Annotated in this window: 20 protein-coding genes; 13 read left to right on the top strand and 7 right to left on the bottom strand. The window is 59.3% G+C overall.

What is annotated here, in order from left to right:
• Positions 1–76: 76 nt before the first annotated feature.
• The gene (locus tag EI293_RS07615; protein WP_125436549.1) at positions 77–817 is read right to left on the bottom strand and encodes an electron transfer flavoprotein subunit beta/FixA family protein; all 741 of its coding nucleotides are present in this window, start codon (positions 815–817) and stop codon (positions 77–79) included.
• A 74-nt stretch (positions 818–891) separates the two neighbouring features.
• Here EI293_RS07615 and EI293_RS07610 point away from each other — a divergent pair, with 74 nt between their 5' ends.
• The 8 genes from EI293_RS07610 (at position 892) to EI293_RS07580 (ending at position 11,237) form a co-directional block, all read left to right on the top strand.
• On the top strand, positions 892–1,233 hold the full coding sequence (locus tag EI293_RS07610; RefSeq protein WP_125436548.1) for a tetratricopeptide repeat protein: 342 nt from the start codon (positions 892–894) through the stop codon (positions 1,231–1,233).
• A 169-nt stretch (positions 1,234–1,402) separates the two neighbouring features.
• A complete protein-coding gene (locus EI293_RS07605; RefSeq protein ID WP_125436547.1) occupies positions 1,403–2,080 on the top strand; it encodes a response regulator in 678 nt (225 codons plus the stop codon).
• A gap of 199 nt (positions 2,081–2,279) precedes the next feature.
• On the top strand, positions 2,280–3,629 hold the full coding sequence (locus tag EI293_RS07600) for an ATP-binding protein (protein WP_125436546.1): 1,350 nt from the start codon (positions 2,280–2,282) through the stop codon (positions 3,627–3,629).
• A 389-nt stretch (positions 3,630–4,018) separates the two neighbouring features.
• Complete coding sequence (locus EI293_RS07595) at positions 4,019–5,098, top strand: efflux RND transporter periplasmic adaptor subunit (RefSeq protein ID WP_125436545.1); 1,080 nt, start codon at positions 4,019–4,021, stop codon at positions 5,096–5,098.
• A complete protein-coding gene (locus EI293_RS21985; RefSeq protein ID WP_148103276.1) occupies positions 5,091–5,285 on the top strand; it encodes a hypothetical protein in 195 nt (64 codons plus the stop codon). Before EI293_RS07595 ends, EI293_RS21985 begins: the two co-directional genes overlap by 8 nt.
• Positions 5,286–5,339: 54 nt before the next feature.
• Positions 5,340–6,629, top strand: coding sequence for a TolC family protein (locus tag EI293_RS07590; protein WP_125436544.1), 1,290 nt, complete (start codon positions 5,340–5,342; stop codon positions 6,627–6,629).
• A gap of 125 nt (positions 6,630–6,754) precedes the next feature.
• Positions 6,755–7,849, top strand: a complete 1,095-nt coding sequence (locus EI293_RS07585; protein ID WP_125436543.1) for an efflux RND transporter periplasmic adaptor subunit — start codon at positions 6,755–6,757, stop codon at positions 7,847–7,849.
• Positions 7,850–8,075: 226 nt separating this feature from the next.
• Positions 8,076–11,237, top strand: a complete 3,162-nt coding sequence (locus tag EI293_RS07580) for an efflux RND transporter permease subunit (protein WP_125436542.1) — start codon at positions 8,076–8,078, stop codon at positions 11,235–11,237.
• Between the two features lie 168 nt (positions 11,238–11,405).
• Here the strand turns inward: EI293_RS07580 and EI293_RS07575 are convergent, their stop codons facing one another.
• The gene (locus tag EI293_RS07575; protein WP_125436541.1) at positions 11,406–12,281 is read right to left on the bottom strand and encodes an alpha/beta hydrolase; all 876 of its coding nucleotides are present in this window, start codon (positions 12,279–12,281) and stop codon (positions 11,406–11,408) included.
• 423 nt (positions 12,282–12,704) lie between these two features.
• Between EI293_RS07575 and EI293_RS07570 the strand changes: the two genes are divergently transcribed.
• Positions 12,705–15,176: a M1 family aminopeptidase gene (locus tag EI293_RS07570; RefSeq protein ID WP_125436540.1), complete on the top strand. Its 2,472-nt coding sequence runs from the start codon at positions 12,705–12,707 to the stop codon at positions 15,174–15,176.
• Positions 15,177–15,365: 189 nt separating this feature from the next.
• Positions 15,366–16,214 carry a transporter gene (locus EI293_RS07565; protein WP_125436539.1) on the top strand — a complete coding sequence of 283 codons (849 nt, stop codon included), beginning with the start codon at positions 15,366–15,368 and terminating at the stop codon, positions 16,212–16,214.
• Positions 16,215–16,252: 38 nt separating this feature from the next.
• Here EI293_RS07565 and EI293_RS07560 read toward each other — a convergent pair whose 3' ends face one another.
• Positions 16,253–17,200, bottom strand: a complete 948-nt coding sequence (locus EI293_RS07560) for a formylglycine-generating enzyme family protein (protein ID WP_170170292.1) — start codon at positions 17,198–17,200, stop codon at positions 16,253–16,255.
• A gap of 192 nt (positions 17,201–17,392) precedes the next feature.
• On the opposite strand from EI293_RS07560, the gene EI293_RS07555 reads away from it, so the two are divergent.
• Positions 17,393–17,815: an EamA family transporter gene (locus tag EI293_RS07555; RefSeq protein WP_125436537.1), complete on the top strand. Its 423-nt coding sequence runs from the start codon at positions 17,393–17,395 to the stop codon at positions 17,813–17,815.
• Positions 17,816–17,921: 106 nt separating this feature from the next.
• On the opposite strand, the gene EI293_RS07550 is transcribed toward EI293_RS07555, so the two are convergent.
• Positions 17,922–18,866: an NAD(P)-dependent alcohol dehydrogenase gene (locus EI293_RS07550; RefSeq protein WP_125436536.1), complete on the bottom strand. Its 945-nt coding sequence runs from the start codon at positions 18,864–18,866 to the stop codon at positions 17,922–17,924.
• A gap of 171 nt (positions 18,867–19,037) precedes the next feature.
• Between EI293_RS07550 and EI293_RS22245 the strand changes: the two genes are divergently transcribed.
• Positions 19,038–20,342, top strand: a complete 1,305-nt coding sequence (locus EI293_RS22245) for a glycine-rich domain-containing protein (RefSeq protein WP_211339519.1) — start codon at positions 19,038–19,040, stop codon at positions 20,340–20,342.
• A 425-nt stretch (positions 20,343–20,767) separates the two neighbouring features.
• Here EI293_RS22245 and EI293_RS07535 read toward each other — a convergent pair whose 3' ends face one another.
• Genes EI293_RS07535 through EI293_RS07525 form a run of 3 tightly spaced genes read right to left on the bottom strand, consistent with a single transcriptional unit; the run spans position 20,768 to position 21,738 of the window.
• Positions 20,768–21,310: a DDE-type integrase/transposase/recombinase gene (locus tag EI293_RS07535; protein ID WP_125436534.1), complete on the bottom strand. Its 543-nt coding sequence runs from the start codon at positions 21,308–21,310 to the stop codon at positions 20,768–20,770.
• A gap of 48 nt (positions 21,311–21,358) precedes the next feature.
• Positions 21,359–21,577, bottom strand: a complete 219-nt coding sequence (locus tag EI293_RS07530; RefSeq protein WP_125436533.1) for a hypothetical protein — start codon at positions 21,575–21,577, stop codon at positions 21,359–21,361.
• Positions 21,565–21,738, bottom strand: a complete 174-nt coding sequence (locus tag EI293_RS07525; protein ID WP_170170291.1) for a transposase — start codon at positions 21,736–21,738, stop codon at positions 21,565–21,567. The genes EI293_RS07530 and EI293_RS07525 overlap by 13 nt, the downstream gene beginning before the upstream one ends.
• A 702-nt stretch (positions 21,739–22,440) precedes the next feature.
• Here EI293_RS07525 and EI293_RS07520 point away from each other — a divergent pair.
• Entirely contained in the window at positions 22,441–23,604 is a 1,164-nt protein-coding gene (locus EI293_RS07520) for an acyltransferase family protein (protein ID WP_125436531.1), read from the top strand.
• Positions 23,605–23,808 lie beyond the last annotated feature (204 nt).

Here is a 23,808-nt window from a genome sequence, read left to right as displayed (position 1 = left end):
TTTCCCATCGGAGCGACCTTCGCCGGCTCATGGTCAGCCAATTACTAATTCTTAATTGCTAATTATTAATTGATGTTTAGATAACCTTGGCTTCGTTGCGGAGCAGTTTGATCAGGTCGCCGGCGCTTTCGGCCGGGATGAGCTTCACGCCCTGCTTCTGCGGGGGCAGCGCGAAGGCGGCTACCTCGGTACGGGCCGCATCGGCGGTGGCTTCCACCACTTTCAGGGGCTTGGTGCGGGCCGTCATGATGCCACGCATGTTCGGGATGCGGGGCTCGCACATCGGCTGCTGGCAGGAAGCCACGAACGGGGCGTTTACTTCCACGATTTCCTTGCCGCCTTCGATTTCGCGCTCCAGCGTGGCAGTGTTGCCGCTCATATCCAGCTTCATGGCCGGGGCCACCGTGGGGATGCCGAGCAGCTCGCCCACCATGCCGTGCACCTGGAAGCCGTTGTAGTCGATGCTCTCCTTACCCATCAGAATCACGTCGTATCCGCCGTCTTTGGCGATGTTGGCAATTTGCTGGGCCACGAAGAAGGCATCCTTCGGGTGAGCGTTTACGCGGATGGCGTCGTCGGCACCGATGGCTAGGGCCTTGCGGATGTTGGGCTCGGTGTCGGCCTCACCTACGTTGAGCACCGTTACGGTGCCACCACCCTGGGCTTCTTTGAGTTCGATGGCGCGAGTGAGTGCATACTCATCCCACGGATTAATCACGAACTGCACGCCAGCTTTGTTAAACTCCTTGTTATCAGGAGTAAACGTGATTTTGGTGGTCGTGTCGGGTACGTTGCTGATGCAAACGAGAAACTTCATCTACGGCTGCTTATATGGAAGATACTAGGAGAAAGTGCCAAATTTGGGGCGAAGATACTCAAAACTCCCGCCCCATGGAAACTGCGCCGAGCCGCCTGCAACAACTCCTGGCCTTCTACCAGGATGATCCTACCGACGCGTTTACCATCTACGCGCTGGCCACCGAATACCGCGTTACGGAGCCGGAAAAGGCCATGACGTACTACCAGAAACTGCTCGACGAGCATCCGGATTACGTGGGTACGTACTACCACGCTGGCAAGATGCTGCAACAGCTGGAAAAGCCTGAAGAAGCCGAAAAAGTTTACCGCAAAGGCCTCACTGTGGCCCGCAAAGCCGGGCAACTGCACGCCGCCAGCGAAATCCAGCAAGCCATGAACCAGTTGCTGGGTCTGGATTACGAGGATGAGGACTAGGACGGCACAAGTTACTTAGAACGTCATTCCGAGCTTGCCGAGGAATCTCGCGTGCTGACGTTGTAATAGTAACTCAACGTCAGCACGCGAGATTCCTCGGCAAGCTCGGAATGACGTTCTGTTGCGTCTTAGTTTTACCCACCTATCTGTTCAACCATCCCCTTTTCCCATGAAAATTCTGCTGGTTGAAGATGAGCCTAAGGTATCGGCATTTATTAAGCGGGGGCTGGAGGAGGAAGGGTTTGAGGTGGAAGTGGCCTACGATGGGCGGTTTGGGCGGCAGTTGGCCCTCTCCCACGCCTACGAGCTGATTATTCTGGACGTAATTCTGCCCTACTTCAGCGGGCTGGAGGTGCTGGAAGCCATCCGGGCGCAGGACCAGCAGACGCCGGTGCTCATGCTCACGGCTTTGGGCACCACCCAGGACAAGCTGCACGGCTTCGGCGGCGGAGCCGATGACTACCTGGTGAAGCCTTTCGATTTTCCGGAATTGGTGGCCCGGGTGCGGGCCCTCACCCGCCGCCGGGGCCAGCAGGCCAAAAGCGCCGTGCTGCAATTCGAGGACTTGACGCTGGACTCGGCCGCCAAAACCGTGACGCGGGCCGGGCAGCCGCTCAAGCTCACGGCCCGCGAATTTGGGCTGCTGGAGTTGCTGTTGCGCCACCCCGGCCGCGTGCTCAGCCGCGCCGAGCTGGCCGCCGACGTGTGGGAGGACTCCTTCGACGCCGGCTCCAACGTGGTGGACGTGTACGTGAACTACCTGCGCAACAAAGTCGACAAGCCCTTCCCCCGCAAGCTCATTCACACGGTAGTGGGCATGGGCTACGTGCTGCGGGCTCAGGAGTGAGAAAAGGAACGTCATTCTGAGCAGGTGGCGCATCGAGCCAGGGTCCGGAGGCGAAGCCGAAGAATCTCTACCGCAATAGTAATCTTGGTCGTGAGGCAACGAAGCGGTAGAGATTCTTCGGCTTCGCTCAGAATGACGTTCTTTTAGGTCTTTTGCTTCCTTTGCTGTTCTACCACCCGTCTAATTCACCATTCCCTTCATGACCATCCGGAACCGATTGACGTGGCTGTTTTTGGGGGTAGTGGCCGTGATTCTGCTGGGGGTGATGACGACGATTTACCTGCTGCAGGCCGACTACACCCACGAGGAGTTTCACCAGCGCCTGCGCGACCGGGCCGAGGTGACGGGCTACGTATTTCTGGAGCAGGACGAGTTGCGGGCCGAGGCGTTTCGAGAGTTTCAGCGCCGCTACCTGCGCACCCTCACCGGCGAGGTGCTGCAGATTTACGACGACCAGCTGCAGCCGCGCTTCATTGAACAGGATGACCGCGTAGACATTCCCGACCGGATTCTCACCCGGATTATCACCGAGAAAGAAGTGTATTTCACGTTGGGCAGCCGGCAGGCCATTGGCCTGTTTTACACCGACAACCAGGGCCAGTTCATTATTGTAGCCGCCGCGCAGAACCACTCCGGCGCGGCGCGGCTGGAACATCTGGTGATGATTCTGACCAGCATTTTTGTGGTGAGTCTGGTGGTGATTTACGTGGCCGGGCGGGTATTTTCGGGCAAGGCCCTGGCCCCCATTGCCGCCGTCAACGACCAGGTGGACCGCATTACCACCCAGGATCTGCACCTGCGCGTAAACGAGGGCATCAGCCACGAGCAGGACGAAATAACCCGCCTGGCCCGCACCTTCAACCGCATGCTGGAACGGCTGGAAGATGGTTTTGAGACGCAGCGCACCTTCGTCAGCAATGCCTCGCACGAGCTGCGCACGCCCCTCACGGCCACCATCGGGGAGCTGCAGGTGCTGCTGAACCGGGAGCGGGACCCGGCCGCGTACCGGGAGGCGGTGGCCTCGGTGCTACACGAGCTGCAACAACTCAAGCTGCTCATCAACAACCTGCTCGACCTGACCCAGACCAACACGGGAGCCCAGGAGGAAATCCGGCTGGATGAGCTGCTGTCGGAGGCGCGCGAGGCGGTGCTGCCGGAGCAGCGGCGCCGGGTGCAGCTCACCTTTGGCCAGTTGCCGGAAGAGGCGGAAGCGCTGGAAATCAAGGGCAACCGGCAGCTGCTGAGCCGGGCCTTTACCAACCTGTTCGACAACGCCCTGAAGTATTCACCCGCCGACCAACCCGTGGTGGTGCAGCTGGAATACCGGGCCGGGCGGCGCTACATTCGGGTGCAGGACCACGGCATCGGCATCAGCGAAAAGGCGCTGCCGCAGGTTTTTCAGCCGTTTTTCCGGGCCGATAACGCCCGCCACGTGGTGGGGCACGGCGTGGGGCTGCCCTTGGCCCGCAAGATTATTCAGCTGCACGGCGGCGAGGTGCACCTCAGCTCCCAGCCGGGCCAGGGCACAGTGGTGGAGGTGGTTTTGTAGCGGTTTAGAACGGTGTAGAGACGCAACACTGTGCGTCTCGTCGTTGCTGATGTTGTTTAAACTGCGCGTCTCATCCATTGCCGATGTTGTTGAAGCTACGCGGCGGCGTGCAGTCCCATTCGTTCAACGACGAGACGCAAAGTGTTGCGTTTCTACATCGTTCTGCTCATCCTACGAACTAACAACATCAGCAACGACGAGACGCAAAGTATTGCGTCTCTACCTCGTTCAGCTAAACACCTCATCTGCGCCACTGCATGACGTTCTTTTCGTCGGAATCCGGAAGAAACTTCATCAAAAACTCACGCTCTAATCAGTTTCTAATGTGGCTCTAACCGGGTCCTAATACTGGCGGCGTAAGCTTGCACTTCACTTGTGCTGCTGATACGATGAACCGTTTATTCCACTTTGCCAGCCTGCTGCTGGTGCCTTCGGGCCTGAGTCTGACTGCCTGCTCCGAAGAAGCTGCGGAGGCCTTGGTGCCGGCCGCCGCGCCCCAACTGGCCCACCTCGTTACCGATACCGTGCGCCTGGCCCCCGTGCAAACCCAACTCAAGCTAAGCGGGCAGGTGGTAGTCAATGCCGACCGTACGGCCCCCGTGTACCCGGTGGCGGGAGGCGTGGTGGAGTCGGTGCCCGTTACGCTGGGCGATGAGGTGAGCAAGGGTCAGGTGCTGGCCGTGGTGCGCAGCACGCGGGTAGCAGGGCTGGCGCAGGAAACCCAGGTAGCAGCCGTAAACCTGGCTACCGCCCGCCGGGAGCTGGCCGCCACCGAGGACCTGCACGCCGATGGCATGGCCTCGGAGCTGGAGCTGGCTCAGGCCCGGGCGGCGTGGCGCACGGCCCAGGCCGAGGTGAGCCGGGTGCAGCAGCAGCAGGCGGTGCTGGGCGCGTCGCAGGAGCGGTACGTGGTGCGGGCCCCGCTGGCGGGCACCATCACCGCTAAGCATGTCAGCGCCGGTATGCAGTTTGAGCCGGGGCAGGTGGATGCCTTGTTCACCCTGGCCAACCTGGACGAAGTGTGGGTGCTGGCCGACGTGTTCCAGGCCGACATTGCCGGCGTGCGGGTGGGCGTGCCGGCCGAAATCCGGACGCTGGCCTATCCCGATAAGGTGTTCACCGGACAGGTTGACAAGGTGTTCAACCTACTGCACGCCACCAGCAAGAGCCTGCAGGTGCGGGTGCGGCTCAGCAACCCCGGCCACCTGCTGAAGCCCGGCATGTACACCCAGGTGCAGCTCACCAGCACCCTGCCCGAGCAGCTACCCGCCGTGCCGGCCGGCAGCTTGGTATTTGCCAACGGCCGCCGCTACGCGCTGGTATTGCAGGAATCGGGGAAGGTGGAAACCCGGCTGGTGGAGCCCGGCCAGACGGTGGGCGGCATGAGCTTCGTGCGCAGCGGCCTGACGCCCGGCGAGCAAGTGGTGACCGGCAACCCGCTGCTTATCTACAAGGAGCTCAATGACTAGGCCCGACGAACTAACGGCCGGGACGGCGCGGCAGTGGGTGGAGCGGGCCATGTGGACCTCGGAGCGGGAGTTGGCGCAGCGGCCGGATTATTCTATTTCGGCAGCCACGCAAAACCAAACCAATCAGCCGCAAATGGACTTTCTGAGAAAATTTTTCTCCTCTAATCCGTTTCTAATCTACCTCTAATTCAGTCCTAATACGGGGGGCGTACTCTTGCATAACCAACCACCGAATCCGGTTATGCAACGCTTCCTTTTTCTGCTGCTGACGGCCCTGCTGCTCGGCGGCGTCACTACCCGCACCGCCTCGGCCGCTCCCCTCGCAGGCGACACGGTGCGGCTCACCCTCTCCGACGCCGAACAGCGGTTCGTGCAGAACAACCTGAATCTGCTGGCCCAGCGCTATAACGTATCGGCCGCCGAGGCCCAGATTCTGCAGGCCCGGCTCTGGGACAACCCCACGGTTTCCATCGAGCAGAACACCTACAACCCGCAGACGCGCAAGGTGCTGGACGTGACCAAAACCGGCAACTCCATTGTGCAGGTGCAGCAGCTGTTTGCTTTGGCCGGCCGCCGCAAAGCCGCCGCCAGCGTGGCCCAGCAGAATGCATTGGTGGAGCAGTTCACGTTTCAGGATTTGCTGCGCACCCTGCGCTACCAGCTCCGCAGCACCTTCTACGATCTGTATTTCAAGCAGCAGAGCGTGGGCGTGTACGACAAGGAAGTGGCCAGCTTCCAGCGCACCGTAAGTCTGTATCAGGGCCAATACGACAAGGGCAACATTGCTCTGAAAGAAGTGATTCGGCTTAAGGCCTTCCTGTTTCAGCTCCGCAACGAGCGGCAGAATCTGCTCAACGACATTGCCGCCGAGCAAGCCGATTTGCGCACTCTCATGCGCGACACCAGCGGGGCCTATTACCTGCCCCAGGCCGACCAGAACCGCCTGAAAGCCCTGAGCCTGACCAACCGCACCGAGGCGCAGCTCATCGATTCGGCCCAGGTGAACCGCGCCGACCTGAAGGCCCGCCAGGCCGCCGTGCAGCAGCAAACCCAGAACCTGCGCCTCCAACGCGCTTTGGCCACTCCCGACTTGGCCGTGGGCTACGTGTACGACCGGGCCGGCAACTACATCCAGAACTACAACGCCCTCACGCTGGGCGTGGCCGTGCCCCTGTTCAACCGCAACCAGGGCAACATCCGCACGGCGCAAAACCAGATTGAGGTGAGCAAGGCCCAGCTGGGCCAGCAGCAGCTGCAGGTGCAGAACGACGTGCAGGAAGCCTGGCGCCTGGCCCGCCAGAACGACCAGCTCTACCAGGGCACCGCCCGCGAAACCTCCGACTTCGACCGCCTGATGAAGGGCATTGATGAGAGCTACGCCAAGCGCAACCTCACTATTGTGGAGTTCCTGGATTTCTACGAGAGCTACAAGAACAACCTGGTGCAACTCAACAACCTGCGCGCCAACCGGGTGCGCGCCTTCGAACAGCTCAACTACGCCGTGGGCCGCCCGGTGTTCAACGCCGAATAGCTCGCCCGTTCCCAGGGCTGAAGCCCTGGGCTAAGCAGCGCCCGGTTTCCCCAACATCCACTTCCTGCTCCGTAGCCCAGGGCTTCAGCCCTGGGGACTCTGCCCGACCTCAACCGCATATACTCATGAACCGCCTCCTCCCCTTACTTCCCTTTGCCCTCTCGCTGACGCTAACGGGCTGCTCGAAATCTGAAGAAACGGACGCCCCGCAGAAGGCCGAAGCCGGCTTCTCGATGTCGGACCAGATGTTGCGGGAGCTGAAGATTGACACGGTGCGCCGGGAGCCCGTGCGCGACGAGCTGAACCTCTCGGGCCAGATTGCCACCGACGGCGACAAAACCGTGAAGGTGTACCCGCTGGTGGGCGGCGTGGTGGAGCAGCTGAGCGTGGAGCTAGGCGACCATGTAACCAAGGGCCAGGTGCTGGCCGTCATCAAGAGCGGGGAAATTGCCGACCTGCAAAACCAGAGCAGCACCGCCGGCACCGACCTGGATATTGCCCGCAAGAACCTCTCGGTACTGGAAGACCAGTACAAATCGGGCTTGGCCTCGGAGCGCGACGTGAGTTTGGCCCGCCAGGAGCTGCGCAAAGCCCAAAGCAACGTGGGCAAGAGCCAGAAGCAGCTCGGCGTGTACGGCGTGTCGGCCGATGGGACCTACACGTTGCGGGCCCCCATTTCGGGCTTCATCACGGAGAAGAACGTGACCGACCACATGCAGTTCAACGCCGACAACGTGGGCAACCTGTTTACGGTGAGCAACTTGGATGACGTGTGGATCATGGCCAACGTGTTTGAGTCGGACATCAGCAAGGTGCAGCAGGGCTACCAGGCCGACGTGACCACCCTCTCCTACCCCGACAAACACTTCCAGGGCCGCATCGATAAGGTGTTCAACGTGCTCGACCCCGAAAGCAAGGTGATGAAGGTGCGCGTGAAGCTCAACAACCCCGGCTACCAGCTCAAGCCCGAGATGTACGCCCAAATCAAGGTGCTCAACACCGAAAACCGGCAGATGCTGGCTGTGCCCGCCAAATGCGTGGTCTTCGATAAGGACCGCAACTTCGTGATGGTGTTCCGGGACCGGCACCACGTGGAAACCCGCGAGGTCAAAATTGCCAAAACCGTGGGCGACGTGAGCTACGTGCAATCGGGCCTGAAAGACGGGGAGCACATCATCGCCCAAAACCAGCTGCTGGTCTACGACGAGCTAAACGATTAAAAGAACGTCATGCAGAGGCGCAGCCGAAGCATCTCGCCAGAAGCTATCTGTCATGCTGAGCCCCGCGAAGCATCTCTACCGCTTCGTTACCACCACTGAGTCAGCCTGAGGCAGAGATGCTTCGCGGGGCTCAGCATGACACGACCATTGCCATTTCCAAGTCAGCACGCGAGATGCTTCGCTCCGCTCTGCATGACGACCTCCTTTAAGTCAGCACCGACTTACCATGAACAAATTCATCCAGGGCATTATCGCCTTTTCGCTTAAAAACCGGGGCTTCGTGTTCCTGATGACCTTTGTGGTCATTGTGGCCGGGGTGATGAGCTACCGGAATACGCCCATCGAGGCCTTCCCCGACGTTACCAACACCGAAATTACCATCATCACGCAGTGGCCCGGCCGCTCGGCCGAGGAGATTGAGAAGTTCGTGACGGCCCCCATCGAAATTGCGCTGAACCCGGTGCAGAAGAAAACCAGCATCCGCAGCACCACCCTGTTTGGGCTGTCGGTGGTGAAGGTGATTTTCGATGATGGCGTGGACGATGCCTTTGCCCGGGTGCAGGTGAACAACCTGCTCAGCCAGGCCGACCTTCCCGAGGGCGCCGACCCAGACGTGCAGCCGCCCTACGGCCCCACCGGCGAAATTTTCCGCTACACCCTCAAGAGCAACAACAAAACCACCCGCGAGCTGAAAACCCTGCAGGACTGGGTGGTGGAACGCAACCTGAAAGCCGTGCCCGGCGTGGCCGACGTGAACAGCTTCGGCGGCGAGGTGAAGGACTACGAAATCAGCGTGAACCCCGGCAAGCTCCAGGACTTGGGCCTCACCCCGCTCGACCTCTACAACGCCATCCAGCGCAGCAACATCAACGTGGGCGGCGACGTGATAAACGAGGGCCAGCAGAACTACGTGGTGCGCGGCATTGGCCTGCTCAACAACATCAACGACATCAACAACACGGTTATCAAGAACGTGAACGGGGCCCCCATCCTGGTGAAGGACGTGGCCATCGTGCACGAATCGGCGCTGCCGCGGTTTGGCAAGGTGGGCCGGGGCCTGAACGACGACGTGCTGGAAGGCATTGTGGTGATGCGCAAAGGCGAAAATCCCTCTGAAGTCATTGCCCGCCTCAAGGATAAAGTAGCCGACCTCAATGAGAAGATTCTGCCCTCCGATGTGAAGATTCAAACCTTCTACGACCGGCAGCAGCTCATCGACTTCTCCACCGAAACGGTAATCCACAACCTGCTGGAAGGCATTGTGCTGGTCACGGTCATCGTGTTCGTGTTCATGGCCGACTGGCGCACCACGGTGATTGTGAGCGTGATTATTCCGCTGGCCTTGCTGTTTGCCTTCATCTGCCTCCGGCTGAAGGGCATGTCGGCCAACCTGCTCAGCATGGGCGCCATCGACTTCGGCATCATCATCGACGGGGCCGTGGTGATGGTGGAAGGGCTCTTTGTGGCCCTCGACCACAAGGCGCACCGCATGGGCATGGAGCGGTTCAACAAAGTAGCCAAGCTGGGCCTGATCAAGAAAACCGGCCGCGACATGGGCAAAGCCATTTTCTTCTCCAAAGCCATCATCATCACCGCCCTGCTGCCCATTTTCTCCTTCGAGAAGGTGGAAGGCAAGGTGTTCTCGCCCCTGGCCTGGACGCTGGGTTTCGCCCTACTGGGGGCCCTGATTTTCACGCTCACGCTGGTGCCGGTGCTCACCTCGCTGCTGCTCAAAAAGAACGTGGTGGAGAAGGATAACTTCTTCGTGCGGGGCATCAACCGCGGGGCCGAGCGGTTCTTTTCCTTCACTTACGCCCGCAAAACCGCCAGTCTGCTGGTAGCCACCGTGGCTGTGGTGCTGGGCATGGGCGCCTTTCACTTCCTGGGTTCCGAGTTCCTGCCCGAGCTGAACGAAGGCTCCATTTACGTGCGGGCTCAGCTGCCGCTGAGCATCAGCCTGGATGAATCGAACAAGCTCTGCAACGAGATGCGCCGGGTATTCCTGAGTTTCCCTGAGGTGGGCGACGTGGTGAGCCAGACCGGCCGCCCCAACGACGGCACCGACCCCACTGGCTTCTACAACAACGAGTTTCTGGTGCAGCTCAAGCACACCCCCGAAGTGGAGGCCGAAATGAAGCACAAAGACAAGCGCGAAGCCCTGATTGCCGGCATGAAGGAAAAGCTCAACCGCTTCCCCGGTGTGGATTTCAACTTTTCTCAGCCTATCACCGACAACGTGGAGGAAGCCGCCTCGGGCGTGAAAGGCTCTATTGCCGTCAAAATCTACGGCACCGACCTCAAGCTGATGGAGGAAAAAGGCCGCCAGGTGTACGGTGTCCTCCAAAATATCAAAGGCATTGATGATTTGGGCGTGCTGCGCAACATCGGTCAGCCGGAGCTGCACGTTGATTTGGATGAGCAACGCATGGCCCAGTACGGCGTAAGCAAAGCCGACGCCAACGCGGTGCTGGAAATGGCCGTGGGCGGCAAGCAGGCCTCGCAGATGTACGAGGGCGAGCGGAAATTCCCCATCCGGGTGCGCTACCAGGAGCAGTTCCGCCAGACACCCCAGGAAATTGCCGCCCTCATGGTCCCCACCCAGAACGGCACCACCATTCCCCTCTCCGAAATTGCCACCATCGGCGACGTCAACGGCCCCTCCCTCATCTACCGCGACGATAACCAGCGCTTCGCCGCCGTGAAGTTCAGCATCCGGGGCCGCGACATGGGCAGCACCATCGAGGAAGCCCAGAAAAAGGTAAATGCCGTGGTAAGCCTGCCCAAAGGCTACACCATGAAATGGACCGGCGACTTCGAAAACCAGCGCCGCGCCACCCAGCGCCTCACGCAGGTGGTGCCGGTTTCATTGGGCCTGATTTTCTTCATCCTGTTCATTTTGTTCGGCAACCTGAAAGATGCCGGACTGGTGCTACTGAACGTGCCGTTTGCCATCATCGGCGGCATTGCGGCGTTGCTGATTACGCACACCAACTTCAGCATTTCGGCCGGCATCGGGTTCATTGCCCTGTTCGGCATCTGCATCCAGAACGGCGTGATTCTGATATCGGTGTTCAAGCAGAATATGGTACGCAAAATGAGTCTGGACCGCAGCATCCACGAGGGCGTCACCAGCCGCGTCCGCCCCGTGGTGATGACGGCCCTGATGGCCACCATCGGCCTCATGCCCGCCGCCATGAGCACCGGCATCGGCTCCGAAACCTCCAAGCCTCTGGCCATTGTGGTAATCGGCGGCCTCATCACCGGCACCATCCTCACCCTGTTCATCTTCCCCCTGATTTTCGAACGCGCCTACCGCGCCGAGCACACCCACTACGCCGACGACCCGCAACTGCACCCCGAGCGGCAACAGGCCGTATTAGCGCATTAGGCACAAAGTAAAAGGCCCGGTCACTGACCGGGCCTTTTGCTTATATAGAACGGTGTAGAGACGCAATATTTTGCGTCTCATCGTTGCTGACGTTGTTTAATCCGTCAGTTCCCAAGTCGTTCAACGACGAGACGCGAAGTGTCGCGTCTCTACCTCGTTCTATATAACCTACTTCACCGTTACCCCACCCGCATCCAGCATTTTCTGGAAGAAGACCAGATGGTAGGGCAGCGCGTTCTGCCAGTACTCCCAGGTGTGGGCGCCGGGCCGCTCGGTGTAGTCATGGGGGGTGTGGTTGTACACGAGGCGGCGGTGCACTTCGCGGTTGATTTCGATGAGAAAATCATCCACGCCGCAGTCGATGATGAGGGGTAGGCCGTTGGTATACAGCTTGTCGGCCATGTTGACGACCGAGTTGGCGCTATACGGGCTGGGCGCGGGCGTCTCGGGGCCGAGGATGGGGTTGAACAGGCTTTGGCGCTGCTGGGCTTCCTGGGGGTTGAGCTTGCGGTTGGTGATGCTCATGTCCAGGGCGCCGCTCATGCTACCGGCAGCGGCAAACAGCTCCGGGTGACGCCCCGAGAGGTACAGCGCCCCGTGCCCACCCATCGACAGGCCCGAAATAACCCGGCCTTCCTTGCGCGCCACGGTGCGGTACCGCTGGTCGATGGCCTCGATAACGTCCTTGGTGATGTAGGTTTCAAACTGGCTGCCGGGGTTCACCGGCGAATCGAGGTAGAAGCTGAATGTCTCGCCCTCGGGCATCACGATAATGAGGTTGTACTGGTCGGCGAGGCGGTGAATGAGGGTTTTGTCGGGGGTTTTGCTGCTCCAGTCGGCGAAGTGCCCGTAGGCCCCGTGCAGCAGGTACAGCACGGGGTAGCGGGCCTTCTTGTTTTTGGCGTAGGAGGCCGGCACCGCCACCGCGGCCTTGTAGGTGCGCTGCATAGCCGCGCTGGGAATAGCCACGGTATCGACGGTGGCGGCGCGGGCGGCGGGGCCCAGCAGCAGCAGAATGAGTAGCAGACGGAAGCAGTTTTTCATAGGAACGAACAGGTTTGACGGAATTATGAAACGCGTAGTGGTAAGGAGGAGCGGCTGGTCAGGGTGCTGTCCCCCACACAACGGCCGAAACAGAGAACGGGTCGTGCCCTGAATCGTTGGACGCAGCAACTGAACAGCTGACGTGCAACCTACCGAAACAAAACAAACTCAGTAGCCCAGATTGCGGATTACGGTGAAAATCTATGACTTAACGCTTGAAGCGGGAAGTCTAGAAGGCAAGCTCAAATCAAAACATATACTATCTTGAATAAATATATTATCAAGTACCTTGTTTTACATAGTACCGATATATACATTTGATCCACCGATCTGCCCGGCACTGGCCAGTATCCCACCTGCTCCGTACCTGTGCCAAAAAGTTCGCAACTAGCACTCTCAACTCTCTTTTTTCCTTTTTCCGCTATGACCAACGCTCTCCTCGTGAGCCTGGGGTTGCTGGCCGCCGCGCCAGCCCTGGGCCAGCACCCCCCCACCCGCCCCGATTCTACCGTTCTGCAACAGTACCGCGAGTCGGCCCGCAAAATCAATGCTTTGGTACACACCAAGCTGGATGTGCGCTTTGATTACGCCAAACGTCAGCTCATCGGCAAGGAGTGGGTGACGCTGCAGCCTTTCGCCTACGCCACCGATTCGCTGCGGCTCGATGCCAAAGGCATGGACATCAAATCGGTGACGATGGTGAACGGCTCCGATACCAAAACTCTAAAGTACCGCTACAACAACGAGCAGCTCGACATTGACCTGGACCGCCTGTATGCCCCCGGCCAGCAGTACACCGTGTACCTGGAGTACGTGGCCAAACCCGAGGAGCTGAAAGCCAAGGGCAGCGCCGCTATTACCGATGCCAAGGGCCTGTACTTCATCAACCCCGACAGCACCGAGGCCGGCAAGCCCCGCCAGATCTGGACGCAGGGCGAGACGGAAAGCTCCTCGGCCTGGTTCCCGACCATCGACCGCACCAACCAGAAAACCACCGCCGAAATCAGCATGACGGTGCCCGCGCGCTACGTCACGCTCAGCAACGGTGCCCTCACCAGCCAGAAAAACAACTCCGACGGCACCCGCACCGATACCTGGAAACAGGAGCTGCCCCACGCGCCCTACCTGTTCATGATGGCCGTGGGCGACTTCAAGATTGCCAAGGAAACTTGGCGCGGCAAGGAAGTGAGCTACTACCTGGAGCCTAAATACGCGCCCTTCGCCAAGCAGATTTTCGGCAATACGCCCGAAATGCTGGAGTTTTTCTCGGAGCGCCTCGGCGTGGAGTACGCCTGGAACAAATACGCCCAGGTGGTGGTGCGCGACTACGTGAGCGGGGCCATGGAAAACACCTCAGCCACGCTGCACGGGGAGTTTTTGCAGAAGGATGCCCGTGAGCTGCTGGATGCCGAGTACGCCAACGGCGAATCGGTCATTGCCCACGAGCTGTTCCACCAGTGGTTCGGTGATTTGGTAACGGCCGAAAGCTGGAGCAACCTGACGGTGAATGAGTCGTTTGCCGACTTCTCGGAAGCTCTCTGGGCCGAGCACAAGTACGGCCAGGATGCCGGCGACGCCCACGCCTACATGAACATGCGCAACTACCTGCGCAGCCCCAAAGATGCCCAGAAGCACCTCGTGCGCTTCCACTACGCCGATAAGGAGGACATGTTCGACCTGGTGAGCTACCAGAAGGGCGGCCAGATTCTGAACATGCTGCGTAGCCACCTCGGCGACGACGTGTTCTTCGGCGGCCTCAAAAAGTACCTGACCGATAACAAGTTCGGCACCGGCGAAGCCCACCAGCTGCGCCTGGCCCTGGAGGCCGTATCGGGCCAGGATCTGAACTGGTTCTTTAACCAGTGGTACTATGGCACGGGTCACCCCGTGGTCAGCATCGACTACGCTTACGATGCCGCACGCAAGGAGCAGGCCGTGACTATCAAGCAAACCCAGCCCGGCCAGGTTTTCCGGCTGCCCATGGCGGTTGATGTGTACGTGAACGGCAAACCGCAGCGCCACCAGGTAGTCATGACCCAGGCCACCGAAACCTTCCGCTTCCCGGCCGCCAGCAAGCCTACGCTGGTAAACGTGGATGCCGAAAAGGTGCTGCTCTGGCAGAAAACCGACAACAAGCCGTTTGCTGACTTCGCCTACCAGTTCAAGAACGGTCCGCGTTACGTGGACCGGCGCGAGGCCGTAGCCGCCGCTGCCGCCCTGCCCCCCACCGATGCCGCCGCCCGCCAAGTGCTGCTCACGGCCCTGAGCGACAAGTATACCGGCCTGCGCATGGCTGCTTTGGCTGGGCTGAAGCTCGATGAGAAGGCTGTGCAGAAAGTTGCCGCGCCGGCTATCCGCAAGCAGCTGGCTCAGGAAAAAAACACCAACGTACAGGCTGCCCTGCTGGGCGCCCTCGGCCGGCTGAAGGACAAGAAGGACGAAAAAATCTTCACTAAGTCGCTGGAGAGCCAGTCGTACGTAGTGCAGGGCGCGGCCCTGGAAGGTCTGGCCGCCGTGCAGCCCAAGGCCGCCCTGGCCCGGGCCAAAACGCTGGAGCCCAACGCAACGGGAGCCGTAGCCAACGCCATTGCTGGCGTGTACGCCGAACAAGGCGACGCCAGCACCTGGCCCTACGTGCGCAACCGCTTCGATGCGGCCGGCCCGCAGGACAAGTTTCAACTGCTGGAAAGCCTAGTGGGCTACATGACCCGCCTTTCCGATGCCACCGTGCTAAACGAAGGCACAGAGCGCCTGCAGAAGCTGGCCGTGCAGTACAAAAAGTACGGCGTGGACGAGCCCATTCTGCAGATGCTGGAAAAGGTAAAACAGAGCAAGTCCGCCGACCAACAGGCTACCGTACAGGCTGCAATGGACACCATCAAGAAGGCGGAATAAACTCACTGTTTCTTGATTTTATCAAAAAGGCCGGAACCTCTTTCGGCCTTTTTTTATGCGTGTTTCTGAACTGATAATGGCCCTTACCGTACTGAATATCATTGATTGATCGGCAACGCAAATCACCCGCTTGGGTTGCTGCATCTTCTAAAAATCGAACTTTTATGCGCTGGGCGGCGTCGGGTAGGCATGCGTACGACCACTCTGCTGACCGCCGGGGCCCTGCTTCTGGCCGGCCCGGCCCGCACCCTGGCCCAGACCACCGACCCCAATGCCGCCAACGGCGAGTCGCCCTTCGTGCGCCTGCTCCGCCCTGACCGGCCCGGGCAGACCATCACCACCAACATGCTCTACCCCGGCCAGTTTCAACTGGAAACCGGCCTGACCCGCGCCGAAGCGGGTGGCAGCGTCGGCTACCCCGGCCGCACGGCCTGGGGCAGTACGTTGCGCGTGGGGTTCTTCAACCACATTGAGCTACGCGCCACTCAGCAGTACCTGCTGGCTCCGCCTGCCGCCCGCCTCACCGACGGCGCGCCCACTCCTTATACCGGCCCGAACGGGTTTGCGCCGCTCAACGTGGGAGCCAAATTCCTGGCCTCCAGCACACAAAATGCCCGCTCGCAGGTGGTCGTGCTCTTCGATATGAACCTGCGCAACGGCGACGGCAGCTTCGGGGAGAAGCAGTTTGAGCCCGGCGGCCGGCTGCTGGTGTCACAGCAGTTGGGGCAGCGGTTCGGGCTGGAAGGCAATTTCGGTTTCCGGCAGCGCGGCTTCAAGGCCGAAGGCACCAAACAGGGCCAGTACCTGACGACACTGGCCCTCAACGGCCCGCTCGGACCATCCACGCATTTCGGCTTTCTGGCCGAAACTTATGCTACCTGGCAGCGCCAGCAGGGCTGGCGGCCGGGCCTCACCTCAGGCCTGTACTACCGCCCTGCGCCCGGCTTACGCCTCGACGTAACGGCCGGCCACGGCCTCAGCACTGATGCCGGCGGCCTTACCGTAGGCGCAGGCTTGGCAGTACGGCTGGGTAAATAACAGCCATTCTCGAACTGGCCATCACCCTGTCGGCACCTCTACCTGCCGGCTTTGCGCGTCATGCGCACAGTAGCAATGCAGCGGAAGCCTAGCCAGTTTTGCGGGCCTTGGTACGCCTGCCGCGAATCCAGCTTTAGCTCCGTAACAGAAGTTTTGAACGAGCCGCCTTTGGCCACACCTTTGGTGGCGGTCATTTCGGCCACGTTGCCGATGATATTTTGCAGCCCGAAGCCGTTGGGTGGACCAATAGTGGTAGACTGTAAAGGAAATTTCTCCTTAACTGGCGCGCAGTAGAAAACCTGGTTGCTCCCTGCCAAGTAGTAATTTTCCCGCAGGTTGTAAGGCAACTCATACGCCGTTTCGGTGGCCGGGTGCGCCAGATGCTGCGCATCAAGGCAAGCTACCAGGTCTTCGTACTCCGCCAGTTTCTGGGGCCGGGGTTTGCGGATGGAGCGGGTTTGCACCAGCTCAAACGGGCGCGGACCAGGCGGCAGATTACCGGCTGCTGCCTGCGTCCACTCGGCCTCCGTGGGCAGGCGGTATTCCACCGTCACGTCGTAGTCGCGCAGCTCGGGGTGCTGCTTCCGGAACTCGGCTCCCTGGAAGTAGCCTTTGTTTACCATCACACTGCGCCAATGGCAGTAAGCCCGCGCCTGCTCGTACGTAATGCCGGTGGCGGGATGAAAGCGGTACGCCGGGGCCCGAAAATAAGCTTGAGGCAGAGCCACCTGCTCAGGATCGGGCACGGGCTGCCAGCCGGTGGAATCCGGCAGCTGCGTCCGGTAAAAGGCTAAGGCCGAGTCGCGACGGATAAAGTGCAAATATTCCAGCCAGTGCAGATTGGCTACTTCCGCCTCATCCATGAACAGGTTTTCGGCTACGCGGGCGGTGCCGGGCGGTTCGGGCAACGGTGGCGTACCGGCAGCGGAGCGGGTGGTTTGCGCCCAGGTGACTACCGGCACCGATAACAGGACGGAAAGTAGCAAACGGGCAGAAAATGAGTTCTTCATCAGCAGTAGTCAGATAAGGCTATGGCCGCCAAGCATGTCGGCACAAGATACCATCCGAACTCCGGCTTTCGCAGCAGACCGGGAGTTTTCAGCCACCTCACCACCTGTTTCTCAGCTAAACCGGGCAGGACTGCGTACAGCCGGTAACGCAGTTTTCCCTTGTGCTATATGTGGGTAGTTTTTTCGTTGCTGGCGGCTTTGTCGGCGGCCGTGGTAGTGACGCTTTCCAAAGTAGGTGTCAAAAACGTGGAGTCAAGCGTGGCCTTTGCCATCCAATCGGTGCTGATTGTGACGGTGGCCTGGAGCGTGGTGGCGTGGCAGGGCCATCTGGGCCAGGTGCAGCAGATTGAGGGCCGCACCTGGCTGTTTCTGATTGCGGCCGGCATTATTACCTGCGCTTCGTCCCTGTTTTCCTTTCAGGCCCTGAAGCTGGGACAAGCCTCACGCACAGCTTCCTTCGACAAAATCTCGCTGGTGTTTTCCATCCTGCTGGCCTTCTTCTTTCTGAAGGAAAAGATAACCTGGCAGGTCATCCTGGGCGCTACCATGATGGCCGGTGGGGCATTACTGATTGCCTTCACTAAGGAGTAAGAAAGCAACTAGACGCGTAACGGGGTGATGTGACAGCTACTAGCTACTACATCACCCCGTTACGCATCCAGGCTTTAGTGCATGCGCTCAAGCGGCGCGGTTAGGCTCACACCGTCAGCACAATTTTGCCCACGGCGCGGCCGGTTTCGCTGTAGCGGTGGGCTTCGGCGGTTTCGGCCAGCGGGAAGGTTTTGTCGATGACAACCCGCACGGTGCCCGCCTGCAACCAAGCCGAAATCAGGGCCAGATCTGCGCCCCGCTCCTTGGCAAAAAAGACGTGCGACGACTTGGAGGAAAAGGCTGTGGCCAGCTTATCGGTAATAACGGCAGCAGGGTCGGGGGTGGTGGTTACGTAACGGCCGTTGCGGCGCAGCGCGTGCTGGCTGGCGGTGTAGCTGCTTTTGCCCACGGCATCAAAAATCAGGTCGTAGTGGCTGAGGTCCTTGGCGAAGTCGTGCTCGTGGTGGTCCAGCACCCGGTCGGCGCCCAGGCTGCGTACCAGCTCGGCGTTATCGGGGCCGCACACGCCGGTCACCTCGCCGGCCCCCAGAGCTTTGGCTATCTGCACCGCAAACGTACCCACGCCTCCCGAGGCTCCGTTAATCAGCACCCGGTCGCCGGATAGCAGCTGTCCATGCTGGTACAGGGCCTGAAATGCCGTGAGAGCGGCCAGCGGCACGGCCCCCGCTTCTTCAAACGTGAGGTTGGCGGGAATAAATGCAGCCACCGATTCAGCCAGCAGTGCGCACTCGGCGTTGGCCCCGCCTACGCTGTCGTTGGGCATGCCGTACACCCGGTCACCAGCCTTAAAGCGCGTTACGTTGGCTCCCACAGATACAACTTCGCCGGCCACGTCGCGCCCCGGAATCTTGGGGAATTTCAGGCCCGTTATCAGCTTCATGTCACCCTGGCGCACCTTCCAGTCGATGGGGTTGATGCTGCTGGCCCGCACGCGCACCAGAATCTGGTCGGCTTTGGGAGTGGGTTTGGGCTGCTCGCCGTAGCGGAGCACGTCGGCGGAGCCGTATTCTTCGAAATAGATGGCGTTCATGGAGCAAGGAAATAGGGCAATGACTACGGGAAGCAGTCGGCGCGGGGCCGACTGCTTCCGGTTTTCCCCTGCTGTACGAAACTTAGCCGTGCAGGGCTGGCAGACAACCTTTTTTTGGGCGTTTTGCGTATGTTGGCGCAGGTATTTCCCCCATTCTTAGCTGCGCCCTCCGTGACGCCGACGCTCCACCCCGAGTTGTGGGAGAAAATCAGCCGCTTCGAGCTGGATGATCCGGCGGCGGCCCTGTCGTTTACCGACCGGCTGGCCCATGAAAACGGCTGGTCACTGCCTTTTGCGCTCCGGGCCGTGGCGGAATACAAGCGTTTCATGTTTCTGCTGTGCGTGACGGACCATCCGCTCACGCCCTCCGATGCAGTGGACCAGGTTTGGCACCTGCACCTGCTCTATACCCGCTCCTACTGGATTGATTTCTGCCAGTACACGCTGGCGCGGCCCATTCATCACGGCCCCACGCGCGGCGGCACGCAGGAACAGACCAAATTTGATGAACTGGTATACCCGCACCCTCACGCGGTACGCGGCAGTGTGCGGGCAGGAGCCGCCCACCGCCGTGTGGCCGGCGCCGGCCATCCGATTTCGGCCTGCCCGCTTCTGCCGCGTCGATTTGCGCACGCACTGGCTGTTTCCCAAGCTTTCCTTTTTATGGCGCCCGAAGCAATAACCTTCGCTTTTCCCCAAGCCCGCCCGACCGAGCTCTTGGTACTGCTGGCCGATACCACCCCGCCGCTGCGGCAGCTGCTGCGGCTCACATTTCTGGATTTGCTGCGCCAGCAGGTGCTGCGGCTGGAAGAGCGTGCTTCGCAACCCAACCCACGCGACCCGGCTACGGTGGTGCGGTACGTGCAACCGGGACCGGCCTTGGCAGCTTACCAGCCCCGGCCCTATGAGGCGCTGCTGCTCCGGCCGTTCCTGACGCAGGGCTTCGGGCAATTGCAACTGCGCCATTTCATAAAGATGGCCTATGAGCGCGCCCTCACCGGCAGTTGGTTTGCAGGCATCATCCGGCGGGCCGAACCGTTGCTGCCGCTTTACCAAGCCGTGTGGTGGCGGCGGTGGCTGGATTTACCGCTGCTGACGCCGGCCGGAGCACACCTGCGCCAGCAGGTGCATCAGGAGCTAGACCAGCACGACAGCCGCCTGAATCAACTCACCCGCCACGATGCGGCAGCGGCCCTGCAACTGGCCGGTGCCCTCGGGGGGCTGCTGTTTCTGCTGCCTACGTTCCGCTCCCCGATAGGCCATGCCCTCGACCAGGAGCTGCACCGCGTGCAGCGCGAACAGACCGGTGCCGATACCGATGGCGGTGGCACATACACATCCTGGGATGACTACGGCCACCACTTCGACAGCTGCGCCGATGCGGCCGACTGCGACAGCCACGGCGGCTCGGGCTGCGGCAGTGACTCCGGTTGCGGCGGCGACTCAGGCTGTGGTGGAGGTTGCGGTGGTGACTAGGCAGCAGGCCGGCAACGTCTGACCCACATTTTGGGAGCACACTTTTTACCCAGATACCGCATTTTATTACCAGCTGTATCACCCCTAATACATGCAAAAAACTACCATTCCCAAAGGAAATGGCGGTTTTTTTGTATCGAAAGCGCACTCTCCTCGAACCACCATCCAAGTACATCATATTATTAATTATCAATTCATTACATCAAATATCTATTCACATGGGCATACTTTTGGACCAGATTCAAGCAGGTTAGTGCTCAATAGGCCGCCGCTCGCGCTTGTGTGCGGCTGTTGGCTCCGAGCGGCCGGTGAAAGCCTGACCATACAGCACCCATTCCACATCGCCCCCAGGGAAATGAGCGCGCAGCTGACAAATCATTTTGACACTAAAATGATAGCGGCCGATTTCCACCTGACGGAAGATGTTAGGATTTTACTCCAGCTTGTCGGCCAACTCGCGGTAAGAGCTTACCACTCCTTGTTCCAGCAAGCGCGCTGCCTCCGTCAGGAAGCGGGTGGCCGTGTACTGGCTGCCTTGGTCGGAGTGCACGATGAGCCCGGCCGGCGGGCGGCGCACAACCAAGGCGCAGCGCTTCGCTGACCAAGTCTTCGGGCATCGTGTCGCGCACGTCCCAGCCCACGATTTTGCGCGAGCAGCGGTCGAGCCAGACGACCAGGTAGAGCCAGCCGCCGCCTTGGCGCGGTAAGTATGTGATGTCGCCCACCCACACCCGGTTGGGGGCGGTGGGGGCTAGCAGGTTCAGCAGACGGTTGGGCGCATCCCGTACAGAGGCGTCGGAATCGGTGGTGCGGGGCACAAACGAGCGGGGCTGCTGCGCGCGCAGGCCGTGGGCTTGGAGCACCCGGCGGATACGCCAGCGGCCGACCGTATGCCCTTGGGCCTGCACTTCGGCCCGCAGCCGGCGCGTACCGTAGCGCTGGATGTGATGCGCAAACGCTTCGCGCACCGCGACTTGCCAGGTCGGCTCGGCAAAGGGCTGCTGGCCTGCACGCCGTCAAGCGTAATACACGGCCGGGGCCACGTGCAGTACCTGGCAGAGCTGGCGCACGGACACGTGGGCCTGGCGCTGGGCGATATGCTGGTAGGTACTCACCGGGTCGGCGACCAAGGCTTTTTTTAAAATATCAAGCTCCTGCTCGGCCCGCTTCAGGTGGGCACGCAGGGCGCGCACCTCCGGGTCGCGGGCCACTTCTTCGCTGCCTACCTCGGCCACGAGCTGCGCCAGCGGTAGAGCAGCTTGGGGCTGATGCCCAACTGCCAGGCGGCCGCCTGCGTGCTGCGGCTCTCGCCGGCCAAGCGCTGGGCCTCGGCCTTAAACGCATCGCCGTATTTGCGTCGTTTATCGGGCGACGCCCCGCTGGTTTTGGTTGCCATGACAAAAGAAATATACGTCCTTCTTCTGTCCATCTTCCCTAGACCACCTCAACCAGACTTAGCTAAGGTGGCCGACTTTACGGGCGGGGTAGCGACGGTAAATAGTGCGTCGCTTTACACCACCAGCGCCGCATTGGCACTGGCCACGTTACGTAAGTTGACCATTGTTTTCAATGGTAGCCTGACAGATAATGGCAACGACTACCAGCGCGTGTTTGATCAGGATGCATCGGCAGTTGGGGCCTTCACGATGTGCTGGGAGAAGCTAAGCAACTAGATATTCATCTTCATGCGCACAGCAGCCAGGGCCGATATGGTTAGCACGCTTTTGGGGTTTCTGTTGCCTTCACCGGTGGCGTGCTGAAAGGAGGGTTTGAGCTGGACCTGGACAGTGTAGCCACTGCCAAAATGCAGCTCAACGGGGTCAATGCCACCAAGATCAGCTGGACAGGTACACCAGTCACCTTTGGCGACCTACCGCTCCTAGTATTTGCAACAATGATTTCAGCGTACCGATGAAAGGGACATTGAAACGGCTGGCATTTTATAACAAGCTACTCACGGACGCAGAGTTTGCGGCTGCGGTTGCGGAGTAAGACGAAACCAGTTGGCTCAGCAAACCAGAAAAACCCGGGTTTACCTCAGGGTTTTTCTGGTTTAGAGTTGTAATTTTGTCAGCAACATAATAATTGGCTTATTCGAGTGAATGCTATTTCTAAACCCTATTACCCCGCGTTAACGGGTATCCGAGCTATTGCAGCTTACATGGTTTTCTTCTACCACTTTAACCCACTATCCCTCGATACTTGGGCTGGCCGTCTTGTTGAGCGAGGCGGGTTTGGAGTGGTAATCTTTTTTGTACTGAGTGGATTCCTGATTGCCAGCCGGTACATGAATCACTTACAGTTATCTCTGGCCTGGGGAGTCAAGTATCTCTGGGGGCGTGTAGCCCGCATTTACCCCATGTATTTTTTAATCACAGCGGTAACATTCTTGGCCATGAGCCTGGATGTAAGCTATGACCATTCAGGGCAATGGCAGTCCTATGGCCTCTGGGACAAAGCGTTGGTAGCCACGCTTAATTTTACTTTCCTGCGGGGATTTTTCAAGCAATTCCTGCTTTCCGGAGTAAGCCAGGGATGGACTTTGACCATCGAAGAAACCTTCTACTTTCTAGCTCCATTCATTTTATTGGTAGCTCGTAGGCGCTATTGGCCACTCTTGGGTGCTGGAATACTGTTTCTCGCGGTGGGTGGCTTACTCGTAAAAGTGTTAGCCCCATTGGATTTCTACGGGTTAATGGGGTCGTACTCCTTCTTTTTTGAAAACACCTTCTTTGGCCGCTGTGGAGATTTTCTCTTTGGCATAGCCTTAGCCTATTGTATCAGCAAAGGAAAGGAGTTGAAACTAGCACAGGGATACCACACAATAATCGGCTTGGTGCTGACCGTAGCATGTATTGCCACGATGGCGTGGTTGCACCCACCTGTAGGGCAATCTGCTCCTTTGGAGTCAGGATTGATATTAGGCTTAAGCATAGCCATCAACTATGCCATGCCAGCCTCTATTGCGCTATGGCTATATGGGTTGGTACGAGAAACAACTATCTCAAGCAGGTTTCTGTCTTCCAATTTCATGCAGACATTAGGCAAGAGCTCCTATGTGTTTTACCTAATCCATGTTGGTGTGTTAGAGTACCTACTCAGCAAATTCACGGGAGATAATCTGTTCGTTAAATTTATTGCGCTAAACCTATTGGCGTACATTTTATTCAGGATTGTTGAGGAGCCCATGCACAAGTTTCTAATGAGGAAAATGCCTAAATCCCCTGTCTTACAGACCAAGGAAGAACTTCAGTTAGCATAAAAGAAAGAGGCGACGACTTACGCAGCATAACACTAGCGCAGGGAAAGCATCTATTCCTTTTTCGCTCATACATGTCTGAACTATAAATATTTAGCCATGAAACAACAGCTAAAGTTCAGAAGAAACGCAAAGCCACTGCTGAAACAATTAGCTTCTGCAGACCCAGTCTGATTGCCAACGGCTGCTGTGATAATCATCTTGTTT

The organism is Hymenobacter perfusus (genome assembly GCF_003944765.1).
GTDB lineage: Bacteria > Bacteroidota > Bacteroidia > Cytophagales > Hymenobacteraceae > Hymenobacter > Hymenobacter perfusus.
The sequence above is the reverse complement of the archived record's forward strand: the minus strand, read 5'-3'. Positions and strand labels throughout refer to the sequence as shown.